This is a genomic window from Pseudomonas sp. HMSC067G02, from assembly GCF_001813485.1.
In the GTDB taxonomy this organism is placed as follows: Bacteria; Pseudomonadota; Gammaproteobacteria; order Pseudomonadales; family Pseudomonadaceae; genus Pseudomonas; species Pseudomonas aeruginosa.
In genome coordinates, this window is sequence record NZ_KV812664.1 from 79,409 (window position 1) to 91,541 (window position 12,133).

General features: G+C 66.1%; 11 protein-coding genes. 6 read left to right on the forward strand and 5 right to left on the reverse strand.

Annotated features, from left to right (window positions below):
- Positions 1 to 23: 23 nt before the first annotated feature.
- On the reverse strand, positions 24 to 584 hold the full coding sequence (gene grpE, locus HMPREF2914_RS12120; protein WP_003095213.1) for a nucleotide exchange factor GrpE: 561 nt from the start codon (positions 582 to 584) through the stop codon (positions 24 to 26).
- A 167-nt stretch (positions 585 to 751) separates the two neighbouring features.
- On the opposite strand from grpE, the gene recN reads away from it, so the two are divergent.
- Positions 752 to 2,428 (forward strand): DNA repair protein RecN, encoded by a 1,677-nt coding sequence (gene recN, locus HMPREF2914_RS12125; protein WP_003135243.1) that lies wholly within the window; start codon positions 752 to 754, stop codon positions 2,426 to 2,428.
- Positions 2,429 to 2,497: 69 nt separating this feature from the next.
- On the opposite strand, the gene fur is transcribed toward recN, so the two are convergent.
- Positions 2,498 to 2,902, reverse strand: coding sequence for a ferric iron uptake transcriptional regulator (gene fur / locus HMPREF2914_RS12130; protein WP_003095216.1), 405 nt, complete (start codon positions 2,900 to 2,902; stop codon positions 2,498 to 2,500).
- Positions 2,903 to 2,999: 97 nt separating this feature from the next.
- Here fur and HMPREF2914_RS12135 point away from each other — a divergent pair, with 97 nt between their 5' ends.
- Complete coding sequence (locus tag HMPREF2914_RS12135; RefSeq protein WP_003109323.1) at positions 3,000 to 3,530, forward strand: outer membrane protein assembly factor BamE; 531 nt, start codon at positions 3,000 to 3,002, stop codon at positions 3,528 to 3,530.
- A gap of 67 nt (positions 3,531 to 3,597) precedes the next feature.
- On the opposite strand, the gene HMPREF2914_RS12140 is transcribed toward HMPREF2914_RS12135, so the two are convergent.
- Both HMPREF2914_RS12140 and HMPREF2914_RS12145 read right to left on the reverse strand, forming a co-directional pair.
- Positions 3,598 to 3,903: an RnfH family protein gene (locus HMPREF2914_RS12140; RefSeq protein ID WP_003095218.1), complete on the reverse strand. Its 306-nt coding sequence runs from the start codon at positions 3,901 to 3,903 to the stop codon at positions 3,598 to 3,600.
- Entirely contained in the window at positions 3,896 to 4,330 is a 435-nt protein-coding gene (locus HMPREF2914_RS12145) for a type II toxin-antitoxin system RatA family toxin (RefSeq protein WP_003100497.1), read from the reverse strand. Before HMPREF2914_RS12145 ends, HMPREF2914_RS12140 begins: the two co-directional genes overlap by 8 nt.
- A 274-nt stretch (positions 4,331 to 4,604) precedes the next feature.
- Between HMPREF2914_RS12145 and smpB the strand changes: the two genes are divergently transcribed.
- Positions 4,605 to 5,084, forward strand: a complete 480-nt coding sequence (smpB, locus tag HMPREF2914_RS12150) for an SsrA-binding protein SmpB (protein WP_003100496.1) — start codon at positions 4,605 to 4,607, stop codon at positions 5,082 to 5,084.
- Between the two features lie 22 nt (positions 5,085 to 5,106).
- On the opposite strand, the gene HMPREF2914_RS12155 is transcribed toward smpB, so the two are convergent.
- On the reverse strand, positions 5,107 to 5,880 hold the full coding sequence (locus tag HMPREF2914_RS12155; protein WP_003095221.1) for an FCD domain-containing protein: 774 nt from the start codon (positions 5,878 to 5,880) through the stop codon (positions 5,107 to 5,109).
- Between the two features lie 327 nt (positions 5,881 to 6,207).
- On the opposite strand from HMPREF2914_RS12155, the gene HMPREF2914_RS12160 reads away from it, so the two are divergent.
- From HMPREF2914_RS12160 to HMPREF2914_RS12170, 3 genes are all read left to right on the forward strand, one after another.
- Entirely contained in the window at positions 6,208 to 7,890 is a 1,683-nt protein-coding gene (locus tag HMPREF2914_RS12160) for a lactate permease LctP family transporter (RefSeq protein ID WP_021264055.1), read from the forward strand.
- A gap of 155 nt (positions 7,891 to 8,045) precedes the next feature.
- The gene (lldD, locus tag HMPREF2914_RS12165) at positions 8,046 to 9,191 is read left to right on the forward strand and encodes an FMN-dependent L-lactate dehydrogenase LldD (RefSeq protein WP_003095228.1); all 1,146 of its coding nucleotides are present in this window, start codon (positions 8,046 to 8,048) and stop codon (positions 9,189 to 9,191) included.
- Between the two features lie 66 nt (positions 9,192 to 9,257).
- Positions 9,258 to 12,074 (forward strand): FAD-binding and (Fe-S)-binding domain-containing protein, encoded by a 2,817-nt coding sequence (locus tag HMPREF2914_RS12170; RefSeq protein ID WP_023092639.1) that lies wholly within the window; start codon positions 9,258 to 9,260, stop codon positions 12,072 to 12,074.
- Positions 12,075 to 12,133: the final 59 nt, after the last annotated feature.

Consider the following 12,133-nt stretch of genomic DNA (forward strand, 5'->3'; position numbering starts at 1 on the left):
AGATGGGGTCGTCGCGTCGAATTTCAAGCCTGCTCGTCGATGGAAGGCGGGGTTTCCGCCGGCGCCTTGCTGACCACCACCATCGCCGGACGCAGCAGGCGGCCGTTGAGCAGGTAGCCTTTCTGGAACACCTTGAGGACACTGCCCGGCTCGGCCGAAGCGCTTTCCTGCATGGCCATCGCCTGGTGCTGCTCGGGGTTGAAAGGCTCGCCTTCCGGGTTCAGCGCCTCCACCTGGTAGCGGCGCAGGGTGTCGTCGAACATCTTCAGGGTCAGTTCCATCCCTTCGCGCATCGGCTTGATCGCCTCGTCGTTGGGATCGGACATCTCCAGGCCGCGCTCGAGGGTGTCGACCACCGCCAGCAGGTCGCCGGCGAATTTCTCCAGCGCGAACTTGTGCGCCTTCTCGACATCCTGCTCCGCACGCCGGCGTACGTTCTGCAGATCCGCGACCATGCGCAGCGCCTGGTCCTGGGCGGCAGCCAGCTGCTCCTCCAGTTCCTGCACGCGGGCGGTCAGGTCCTCGGCGGCGCCGGTGGGCTGCTCGGGGGTCTGTTGATCCAGGGTCTGCTGTTCGTCAGCCATGCCACTCTCCTTCAAAAATAAGCTGGCAAATACAAGGCGAACGCATAAGTTCGCAACGTTGCCGGCTATATGGGGACGGCTTTCCACGGTTCAAGGGGCGAGCGGCAATTGCCAGCCGGAAAAAATACTGTATAAATAACCAGACAAAACCCACGGAGCCACCCGCCATGCTGGTTCACCTGTCCGTTCACAACTACGCCATCGTCGAGCACCTGGATCTCGAACTCGCTACCGGCATGAGCGTGATCACCGGCGAAACCGGCGCAGGCAAGTCGATCATGCTCGACGCCCTCGGCCTTACCCTCGGCGACCGCGCCGACAGCGGCGCGGTACGTCCCGGAGCGGACAAGGCCGACATTCTCGCCAGCTTCGACGTCAGCGCCATCGCCGAGGCCCGCGACTGGCTCGCCGAGCGCGACCTGGAACAGGACGGTCCGTGCATCCTGCGCCGGGTGATCACTGCCGAAGGTCGCTCGCGTGCCTACATCAACGGCACGCCCTGCCCTCTGGGCGACCTGAAGAGCCTGGGCGAACTGCTGATCGACATCCATAGCCAGCACGAGCACCAGTCGCTGCTGAAGAGCGAGACCCACCGGCGCCTGCTCGACGAGTACGCCGGCTGCCAGGAGCTGGCGCGCCAGGTGCAGCTCGCCGCGCAACGCTGGAAGCAGACCAGCCAGGAACTCGAACGCCTGTCGCGTAGCGGCGACGAACAGCGCGCCCGCCACCAGTTGCTCAGTTACCAGCTGGAAGAACTGGAAAACCTGTCCCTCGGCGAAAACGAACTGGAAAGCCTGGAGCAGGAGCAGAAGACCCTGAGCAACGCCGAAAGCCTGCTCGCCGCCTGCCGCCAAGTCGTGGAAATGTGCAGCGAGAGCGATGCCGGCAACGTCCTTTCCGCGCTCAATGCCAGCCTCAGCCGCCTGACCTCGTTCAGCGGCCAGCCCGCCGCCCTCGGCGAAGCGGTCAACCTGTTGTCCAGCGCGCAGATCCAGGTCGAGGAGGCGATCGGCGAACTGAACCGCTTCGTCGACCACTTCGATGCCGATCCCAATCGCCAGCAGCAGGTCGAGGAGCGCCTGGACGTCATTTATTCCCTGGCGCGCAAGCACCGGGTCCAGCCCGCCGAACTGGCCGACCTGCAGCAGCGCCTGTTCGACGAACTGGAGGCGCTGAACGCCGACGACGAAGCGGTCGGACGCCTGGGCGACGAGCTGGCCGCCTACGCCCGGCATTACCAGGAAAAAGCCGACGAACTGAGCCGCCTGCGCCAGGCCGCGGCCGCACCTCTTGCCGCCAGCGTGGAACAGGAGATGCAGCGCCTGGGCATGCCCGGAGGGCGCTTCGCCATCGTCCTGCATCCCGGCGACAGCGCCGAGCCGCAGGCCAACGGACTGGAAAGCGTGGAGTTCCTGGTCAGCGCCAACCCCGGGCAGCCGTTGAAAGGGCTGGCCAAGGTCGCCTCGGGCGGCGAACTGTCGCGGATCAGCCTGGCGATCCAGGTGATCACGGCACAGACCTCGCGCATCCCCACCCTGGTCTTCGACGAAGTCGACGTCGGCATCGGAGGCCCCACCGCCGAAGTGGTCGGACAGTTGCTGCGTCGCCTCGGCGAACGCGGCCAGGTCCTCACCGTGACCCACTTGCCGCAGGTCGCCGCCCAGGGCCACCAGCACCTGTTCGTGCACAAGGAACGCGGCAGCAGCGAAACCCGCACGGCGGTCGCCACCCTGAACAAGGCCCAGCGGATCGAGGAGATCGCCCGCATGCTCGGCGGCGTCGACCTGACCAAGGAATCCCTGGCCCACGCGAAGAAACTGGTCAACCTGGCCGCCCAGAACTGAACGTTCCTTCAATGGAAAATGAAAACGGCGACCCCAGGGTCGCCGTTTTCGCATGGAACCGTTGCGCGACTACTTCTTCTTGCGCACGTAGAGCACCAGATTGTGATCGACCAGCTCGAAGCCGCGCTCGCGGACGATTTCCTTCTGGCGCTTCTCGATTTCCGCATCCATGAACTCGATCACCTCGCCGGTATCGACGCAGACCATGTGGTCGTGGTGGCCGCTATCGGCGAGCTCGAACACGGCATGGCCGCCATCGAAGTTGTGACGCACCACCAGGCCGGCGGCCTCGAACTGGGTCAGCACCCGATAGACGGTTGCCAGGCCCACGTCCTCGCCTGCTTCCATCAGCGCCTTGTACACGTCTTCGGCGCTCATGTGGCGTTGCTCGGCCGAGTCGAGCATCTGCAGGATCTTGACCCGCGGCAGGGTCACTTTAAGGCCGGCTTTTCGAAGTTCGCTATTTTCAACCATGTCTGCTTTCTCAGCGCGGGATGTTTCGCAGTATCCCGGAATACGGGTATGATCGGGCTTTTATTTGCCCAGCCAAGATAGTGGAAGTCGCTCACCGATGCAAAACGCCAAGCTCATGCTGACCTGTCTCGCTTTCGCGGGGCTTGCCGCACTCGCCGGTTGCTCGTTTCCTGGCGTCTATAAAATCGACATCCAGCAAGGCAACGTCGTAACGCAGGACATGATAGACCAGTTGCGTCCCGGAATGACCCGACGCCAAGTGCGGTTTATCATGGGCAACCCACTGATCGTCGATACCTTCCACGCCAATCGTTGGGACTACCTCTACAGCATCCAGCCGGGCGGCGGTCGTCGCCAGCAGGAACGCGTCAGCCTGTTCTTCAACGACAGCGACCAACTGGCCGGCCTGAACGGCGACTTCATGCCCGGCGTCAGCCGCGACGAAGCGATCCTCGGCAAGGAAGGCAGCACCACCGTCACCCAGCCGGCCGACCAGCAGAAACCGGAAGAGCAGAAGGAAGAGCCGCCGAAACCGGGCTCCACCTTGGAACAGCTCCAGCGCGAAGTGGACGAAGCCCAGCCGGTACCGGTTCCGACCCCCGAACCTTTGGACCCCAGCCCGCAATGACGGCTGGCGTTCCACGAAAAAGCCCGGCATTCGCCGGGCTTTTTCATTTCCGCAGGAAACCTCACGGCTAACCGCCTTCGCGCTCGCTCCGGGCCCGTGCGGCACGCTGCTTGCGCACCTCCTTGGGATCGGCGATCAACGGGCGGTAGATCTCCACCCGTTCGCCGGCCTCCAGCACCCGCTCCTCCGGGCGAGCCAGGAGCTTGCCGAAGATACCCAGCGGACAACCTTGCACATCCAGCCCTGGAAACGCCTCGGCGATGCCGGAGAGCAGCACGGCCTCGCGTGCGCTGGTACCTGCCGGCACGCTCAGGCGCAGTAACGCCTGTCGCTCCGGCAGCGCGTAGACCACCTCGACGGCGATCTCAGCCATAGAGTTGCTTGGCGCGCTGGCAGAACGCGTCGACCATGGTGTTGGCGGCCTGGGTGAACAGCGGCCCGAGGGTCGCCTTGACCAGCGGCCCGGCGTAATCGAAGGTCAGGTCGAGAGTGATCTTGCAAGCCTTCTCGCCCAGCGCCTTGAACTGCCAGACGCCATGCAGTTCGGTGAACGGTCCGTTTTCCAGGTTCATCTCGATGGAAGCTCCCGGCACCAGCACGTTGCGGGTGGTGAAGCGCTGGCTGAGGCTACCCTTGGCCACGGTCAGCTCGGCGCGCATCAGGCTTTCGCTCTCCTCCAGGACCTGGCTGGCCGAACACCAGGGCAGGAACTCCGGATAGCGCTTCACGTCGTTCACCAGATCGAACAGCGCACGGGCGGGATAAGGCAACAGCGCCGAACGCTGGATATGGGTGCTCATAGAACTCTCACTTCTGCTGTCGAGCGGGCGACTCCCCAAGCATAGCCGGCGGGACGGCGGCATCCGCCACGGCGGCGCGCTGCGCCCGCCGACCGGGGCCAGGGTTCGGCAGAAAAACGCTCAGCACAGCCTGACGCCACTTGAAGACTTTTCTTACAAAACCTTGGCCAGCGGCCAGGAAAAGAGTGGGCATTGTCCGAAATTCACCTCTATCCCTCAAGCGCGACGCCGCCCCATAGCGGTGAAGCCGGCGACTCCCTATAATGCGCCGCCTATGGCTAAGCAGAAGAAACACCCTTCGGGGACCATCGCGCAGAACAAGAAGGCTCTGCACGACTATTTCATCGAACAACGCTTCGAGGCGGGCGTCGCCCTGGCGGGCTGGGAAGTGAAAAGCCTGCGCGCCGGCAAGGCCCAACTGGTCGACAGCTACGTGCTGCTCAAGGATGGCGAGGCCTGGCTGCTCGGCAGCCACATCACGCCCCTGACCACCGCCAGCACGCACGTGATCGCCGACCCGGTGCGCACGCGCAAGCTGCTGCTGCACAAGCGCGAACTGGGCAAGCTGTTCGGCGCCGTGCAACAGAAGGGCTACGCCTGCGTCGCCCTGTCGATGTACTGGAAGAAGCACCTGGTCAAGTGCGAGATCGCCCTGGCCAAGGGCAAGAAGGACTTCGACAAGCGCCACACCGAGAAGGAGCGCGACTCCGATCGGGAGATCCAGCGCGCCATGCGCCACGGCAAGGACGACTGAGCGCCTCCCTGCCCGCGCCTCGCTAGTCCTCCTGCACGCTGCGCCGGCGCTGCGAGCGCTTCATCCTGCGCGCCTCTTCCTGGACCTCCGCCAGGACCTCCTGCACATAGTGGATGTGCTGGTTGGACACCTCCCGGGCCAGCTCCGCCTGACCGCTGATGATCGCGTCGTATAGGCGCTGGTGCTGCTCCATCAGTTGCGCGCGGGTTTCCGTGCGCTGCGCGTACATCCCGCCGATATTGGTCACCACGTTGCGCCGCAACAAGTCGAACAGGCCCTTGATGGTGTGCAGCAGCACGGTGTTGTGGCTGGCCTCGGCGATCGCCAGGTGGAAGCGCGCGTCGGCGGCGCCCTCTTCCGCGCTGACCTGGTCGTTGCGCGCATAGCAGGCCTGGAGCGCCTCGAAGGCCTCGGTCAGGCGCTGGTGATCGAGGGAGGTCGCACGCAGCGCCGCGTAGTAGGCACAGGACCCTTCCAGCGTGTGGCGAAACTCCAGCAGGTCGCGCTGGGCCTCCGGGTTACCCTCCAGCAGGTGCAGCAGCGGATCGCTGAAAGTCGCGCCCAGCGATTCGGTCACATAGTTGCCGCCACCCTGGCGGCTGACCAGCAGCCCCTTCGCCACCAGTTTCTGGATCGCCTCGCGCAGCGACGGCCGGGAAACCCCGAACTGCTCGGCAAGCACGCGCTCGGCGGGCAGCCGCTCGCCGGACTTCAGCGTGCCCTCCAGGATCATCGCCTCCAGTTGCGCAACGATGTCATCCGACAGACGGCGCTGCCTGACCTGACCAAATTCCATATCCCGACACCCTTACCCGAAGTTTCGTCGCAAAGCCTCTGCCATGCGCCCAGCGCGAAAAAGAGAGGAAGCGTACCGAGCCGCTCCCCGCACCACAAGCGAGCCGCCACGAGCCCCGCACGAGCATCCTTAGACAAAAGTCGTAGACGGGCAAATTGACACGCCGAACGCTCGACTCTTAACCTGAGCGCTCGCTTTTGTAAATTGGTCTTACCAATTATGCGAGCTTTGCCAGGTTCGGCTGCCCAGCGCCCCTGCACACACAGGTCTTGGCGCGTGTCCGATCTGGTCACAGGCAAACCCAACAACAATTAGGGAGCCAACCCCATGCAAGCCTGGCAACAACTCTATACCCCCCTGGGCAGTCTCGGCCTGTCGGCCGCCGCGGCCGTCATCCCGATCGTGTTCTTCTTCCTCGCCCTGGCGGTATTCCGCCTCAAGGGCCACATCGCCGGCAGCATCACCCTGGCGCTGGCCATCGCGGTGGCCATCTTCGCCTTCCACATGCCCGCCGACATGGCCTTCGCCGCCGCCGGCTACGGCTTCCTCTACGGTCTCTGGCCGATCGCCTGGATCATCGTCGCGGCGGTCTTCCTCTACAAACTGACGGTGAAGAGCGGCCAGTTCGAGGTGATCCGCAGCTCAGTGCTGTCGATTACCGGCGACCAGCGCCTGCAGGTACTGCTGATCGGCTTCTCCTTCGGGGCCTTCCTCGAAGGCGCCGCCGGTTTCGGCGCGCCGGTGGCGATCACCGCCGCCCTGCTCGTCGGCCTCGGCTTCAATCCGCTCTACGCCGCCGGCCTGTGCCTGATCGCCAACACTGCGCCGGTGGCCTTCGGCGCACTGGGCATCCCGATCATCGTCGCCGGCCAGGTGACCGGCATCGACGCCTTCAAGATCGGCGCCATGACCGGCCGCCAACTGCCGTTCCTGTCGATCCTGGTACCGTTCTGGCTGGTGTTCATGATGGACGGCTGGCGCGGCATCCGCGAAACCTGGCCGGCCGCCATCGTCGCCGGCGGCAGCTTCGCCATCACTCAGTACCTGACGTCCAACTTCATCGGCCCGGAGTTGCCGGACATCACCTCGGCGCTGGTCAGCCTGGTCTCCCTGACCCTGTTCCTCAAGGTCTGGCAACCGCAGGGCGCCAGCGAAGCGCTCGCCGCAAGCGGCGGCGCGGCCGTGGCCGGTGGCGGCTTCGGCGGGCAACGCAGCGTCGAACCGTCCGCCTACAGCTTCGGCGAGATCCTCAAGGCCTGGTCGCCGTTCCTGGTGCTCACCGTACTGGTGACCATCTGGACCCTGAAACCTTTCAAGGCCCTGTTCGCCCCGGGCGGCGAGCTCTACTGGCTGGTGTTCAACTTCGCCATCCCGCACCTCGACCAACTGGTGGTCAAGGGCGCGCCGATCGCCACCAGCGCCACGCCGATCGCCGCGGTATTCAAGTTCGACCCGATCTCCGCCACCGGCACGGCGATCTTCCTCTCGGCGCTGGTATCGATGTTCATCCTGCGCATCGGAGCGAAAATTGGTATTACCACTTTCAAGGAAGTCCTGGTGGAGCTGAAGTGGCCGATCCTGTCCATCGGCATGGTCCTGGCCTTCGCCTTCGTCACCAACTACTCGGGCATGTCCACCACCCTGGCCCTGGTCCTGGCCGGTACCGGCGCGGCGTTCCCGTTCTTCTCGCCGTTCCTCGGCTGGCTGGGGGTATTCCTGACCGGTTCGGATACGTCCTCCAACGCCCTGTTCAGCTCCCTGCAGTCGACCACCGCGCACCAGATCGGAGTCAGCGACACCCTGCTGGTGGCCGCCAATACCAGCGGCGGCGTGACCGGCAAGATGATCTCCCCGCAATCCATCGCCGTGGCCTGTGCCGCGACCGGGATGGTCGGCAAGGAATCCGACCTGTTCCGCTTCACCCTGAAGCACAGCCTGATCTTCGCCGCGCTGGTCGGACTGATCACCCTGGCCCAGGCATACCTATTCACCGGCATGCTGGTGCACTGACCGCGCCCTGATCGGCCGCGCGTCGGCGATACTGCGCAGGAAATGGCCCGGGGGAGACTCGCCTACGATCGTAGGCCCGGCTCCCTTGGCCATTTCCGCCGTGTCCCGCTCCACTGCGCTCGATGCAAAACCTTTCGACACAACGGAAGAGCCCAATGATCATTTCCGCTTCCACCGACTACCGCGCCGCCGCCCAACGCAAGCTGCCGCCGTTCCTCTTCCACTACATCGACGGCGGCGCCTACGCCGAATACACCTTGCGTCGCAACGTCGAAGACCTGTCGGCCATCGCCCTGCGTCAGCGGGTGCTGAAGAACATGTCCGAGCTGAGCCTGGAAACCCGCCTGTTCAACGAGACCCTGGCGATGCCGGTGGCGCTCGCCCCGGTCGGTCTCACCGGCATGTACGCCCGCCGCGGTGAAGTCCAGGCGGCACGCGCGGCGGCGGCGAAGGGCGTGCCCTTCACCCTGTCGACGGTATCGGTGTGCCCGATCGAGGAAGTCGCCCCGGCCATCGACCGGCCGATGTGGTTCCAGCTCTACGTGCTGAAGGACCGCGGCTTCATGCGCAACGCCCTGGAGCGGGCCAAGGCCGCCGGCGTCACCACCCTGGTGTTCACCGTCGACATGCCGGTCCCCGGCGCCCGCTACCGCGACGCCCATTCCGGCATGAGCGGCCCCTACGCCGCGCCGCGCCGCATCCTGCAAGCCATGACCCACCCGGCCTGGGCCTGGGACGTCGGCCTGCTGGGCAAGCCCCACGACCTCGGCAACATCTCCGCCTACCGCGGCAACCCGACCGGACTGGAGGACTACATCGGCTGGCTGGGCGCCAACTTCGACCCGTCGATTTCCTGGAAGGACCTGGAGTGGATCCGCGAGTTCTGGGACGGCCCGATGGTGATCAAGGGCATCCTCGACCCCGAGGATGCCAGGGATGCGGTGAAGTTCGGCGCCGACGGCATCGTCGTCTCCAACCACGGAGGCCGCCAGCTCGATGGCGTGCTGTCCAGCGCCCGCGCGCTGCCGGCGATCGCCGACGCGGTGAAGGGCGAACTGGCGATCCTTGCCGACTCCGGCATCCGCACCGGTCTCGACGTGGTGCGGATGATCGCCCTCGGCGCCGACAGCGTGCTGCTCGGCCGCGCCTTCGTCTACGCCCTGGCCGCCGCCGGCGAGGCCGGGGTGCGCAACCTGCTCGAACTGATCGAAAAGGAAATGCGCGTGGCCATGGTCCTCACCGGGGCCAAGTCGATCGGCGAGATCAGCGCCGACTCGCTGGTCCGCGAACTGGGCGCCTGAGACGCCCGCCAGAAAAGCCTGAAAACGCCCGGGGCGTGACCGTCGTCCCAGGGCCGAGGAAAGCCGATGAGCCTGCCGATTCCCTTTCTCGAGACCGTCGAGCGGCTGATACCGCGCGAACGCCGCTTCGACGACCCGCTGTCGACCCTGGCCTTCGGCACCGACGCCAGTTTCTACCGGTTGATTCCCAAGCTGGTGCTGCGCGTCGAAAGCGAGGACGAGGTCGCCGCGATCCTATCCGCCGCCTACCGCGAGCAGGTCCCGGTGACCTTCCGCGCCGCCGGCACCAGCCTCTCCGGCCAGGCCATCAGCGACTCGGTGCTGCTCGTCCTCGGCGACAACTGGAACGGCCGGGAAATCCGCGCCGACGGCGCGCAGATCCGCCTGCAGCCGGGTGTCATCGGCGCCCAGGCGAACGCCTGGCTGGCGCCGTTCGGTCGCAAGATCGGTCCCGACCCGGCCTCGATCAACGCCTGCAAGATCGGCGGCATCGTCGCCAACAACGCCAGCGGCATGTGCTGCGGCACCGCGCAGAACAGCTACCACACCCTTGCCGGCCTGCGCCTGCTGCTGGCCGACGGCACCCGCCTGGACAGCGAGGACCCGGCCAGCGTCGCGGCCTTCCGCGCCAGCCACGGCGAGCTGCTGGAACGGCTCGCCGAACTCGGCCGCGAGACCCGCGCCAACGCCGAACTGGCCGCGAAGATCCGCCACAAGTACCGGCTGAAGAACACCACCGGCCTGTCGCTGAACGCGCTGGTCGACTACGACGAGCCGCTGGACATCCTCACCCACCTGATGGTCGGCTCCGAGGGCACCCTCGGCTTCATCAGCGCGGTGACCTACGACACCGTCCCGGAACACCCGCACAAGGCCTCGGCGCTGCTGGTTTTCCCCACGGTGGAAACCTGCTGCACGGCGGTCGCGGTGCTCAAGCGCCAGCCGGTCTCGGCGGTGGAACTGCTCGATCGGCGCAGCCTGCGCTCAGTGGAGAACATGCAGGGCATGCCGGAATGGGTGAAGAGCCTTTCCGCCGGTGCCTGCGCCCTGCTCATCGAGTCCCGCGCGGCGAGCCGCACGCTGCTGCACGAACAGCTCGGGCGGATCATGGCCTCCATCGCCGAATATCCGCTGGAGAAGCAGGTCGACTTCAGCGAAGACCCGGCGGTCTACAACCAGCTCTGGCGCATCCGCAAGGACACCTTCCCGGCTGTCGGCGCGGTGCGCGAGACCGGCACCACGGTGATCATCGAGGACGTCACCTTCCCCGTCGAACGACTGGCCGAGGGAGTCAACCGCCTGATCGAGCTGTTCGACAAGCACCGCTACGATGAGGCGATCCTCTTCGGCCACGCGCTGGAGGGCAACCTGCACTTCGTCTTCACCCAGGGCTTCGACTCGCCCGAGCAGATCGCCCGCTACTCGGCGTTCATGGACGACGTGGCGCACCTGGTGGCGGTGGAGTACGGCGGCTCGCTGAAAGCCGAGCATGGCACCGGGCGCAACATGGCGCCGTTCGTCGAACTGGAGTGGGGCGAGGACGCCTATCGCTTGATGTGGCAGCTCAAGCGCCTGCTCGACCCGCGCGGCATCCTCAACCCGGGTGTGGTCCTCAGCGACGACCCGCAGAGCCACCTGAAGAACCTCAAGCCGCTGCCGGCTGCCGACGAGATCGTCGACAAGTGCATCGAGTGCGGTTTCTGCGAACCGGTCTGCCCGTCGCGCGGACTGACCCTCACGCCACGCCAGCGCATCGTCCTGTGGCGCGACATCCAGGCGAAGAAGCGCGCCGGCGTCGACACCACGGCGCTGGAGCGCGACTACCGCTACCAGGGCATCGACACCTGCGCCGCCACCGGCCTATGCGCCCAGCGCTGTCCTGTGAACATCAACACCGGCGAGCTGATCCGCAAGCTGCGCGGCGCCGACGCCCGCCACGCCGAAGGCGCCACCTGGCTGGCGCGCAACTTTGCCGGCGCCATGCGCGCTGCGCGCTTCGCCCTGCTCGCTGCCGACGGCGCCCGGCGCCTGCTTGGCGCGCCCCTGCTGGCCAGGGCCAGCCACAGCCTCAGCCAGGCCAGCGGCGGCCGCGTGCCGCAATGGACGCCGGCGCTGCCGCTGCCGGTACGCCTGGCGCCGCCGCCCGCCCCGCTCGACGACGAGCGGCCACGGGTGGTCTATCTCGCCGCCTGCGTCTCGCGCGCCATGGGCCCGGCCTTCGGCGACGAAGAGCGCGAGCCGCTGCTGGACAAGACCCGCCGTCTACTGGAAAAGGCCGGCTACCAGGTGGTATTCCCGGATAACCTGGACAACCTCTGCTGCGGCCAGCCGTTCGCGTCCAAGGGGTATGCGAAGCAGGCCGACGACAAGCGCGACGAACTGCTCGCCGCCCTGCTCCAGGCCAGCCGCGGCGGCCTCGACCCGATCTACTGCGACACCAGCCCCTGCACCCTGCGCCTGGTCCAGGGTCTGGACGATCCGCGGCTGCAGATCCACGACCCGGTGAAGTTCATCCGCAGTCACCTGCTCGATCGCCTGGAGTTCATCCCGCAGGACAAACCGGTAGCGGTGCACGTCACCTGCAGCACCCAGCACCTCGGCGAGAGCCAGGCGCTGATCGACCTGGTCGGCCGCTGCACCCGCGAGGTGGTGATCCCGGAAGGCATCCACTGCTGCGGCTTCGCCGGCGACAAGGGCTTCACCACGCCGGAACTGAACGCTCACTCCCTGCGCAGCCTGAAGGATGCCGTGCAGTTCTGCGAGGAAGGCGTGTCCACCAGCCGTACCTGCGAGATCGGCCTCAGCGAGCACGGCGGGATCGACTACCGCGGGGTGGTCTACCTGGTGGACCGGGTGACGCAGGCGAAGGGCACGCCTCGGTAGGGCGAATAACCGCCTCGCGGTTATTCGCCGGGCCATGCTCCGCAGAAACGGCGGATAGC

What these genes read in the sequence shown, in the direction of transcription:
- grpE (WP_003095213.1), bottom strand. Translation starts at nt 584, where the DNA reads ATGGCTGACGAACAGCAGACCCTGGATCAACAGACCCCCGAGCAGCCC.
- recN (WP_003135243.1), top strand. Translation starts at nt 752, where the DNA reads ATGCTGGTTCACCTGTCCGTTCACAACTACGCCATCGTCGAGCACCTG.
- fur (WP_003095216.1), bottom strand. Translation starts at nt 2,902, where the DNA reads ATGGTTGAAAATAGCGAACTTCGAAAAGCCGGCCTTAAAGTGACCCTG.
- HMPREF2914_RS12135 (WP_003109323.1), top strand. Translation starts at nt 3,000, where the DNA reads ATGCAAAACGCCAAGCTCATGCTGACCTGTCTCGCTTTCGCGGGGCTT.
- HMPREF2914_RS12140 (WP_003095218.1), bottom strand. Translation starts at nt 3,903, where the DNA reads ATGGCTGAGATCGCCGTCGAGGTGGTCTACGCGCTGCCGGAGCGACAG.
- HMPREF2914_RS12145 (WP_003100497.1), bottom strand. Translation starts at nt 4,330, where the DNA reads ATGAGCACCCATATCCAGCGTTCGGCGCTGTTGCCTTATCCCGCCCGT.
- smpB (WP_003100496.1), top strand. Translation starts at nt 4,605, where the DNA reads ATGGCTAAGCAGAAGAAACACCCTTCGGGGACCATCGCGCAGAACAAG.
- HMPREF2914_RS12155 (WP_003095221.1), bottom strand. Translation starts at nt 5,880, where the DNA reads ATGGAATTTGGTCAGGTCAGGCAGCGCCGTCTGTCGGATGACATCGTT.
- HMPREF2914_RS12160 (WP_021264055.1), top strand. Translation starts at nt 6,208, where the DNA reads ATGCAAGCCTGGCAACAACTCTATACCCCCCTGGGCAGTCTCGGCCTG.
- lldD (WP_003095228.1), top strand. Translation starts at nt 8,046, where the DNA reads ATGATCATTTCCGCTTCCACCGACTACCGCGCCGCCGCCCAACGCAAG.
- HMPREF2914_RS12170 (WP_023092639.1), top strand. Translation starts at nt 9,258, where the DNA reads ATGAGCCTGCCGATTCCCTTTCTCGAGACCGTCGAGCGGCTGATACCG.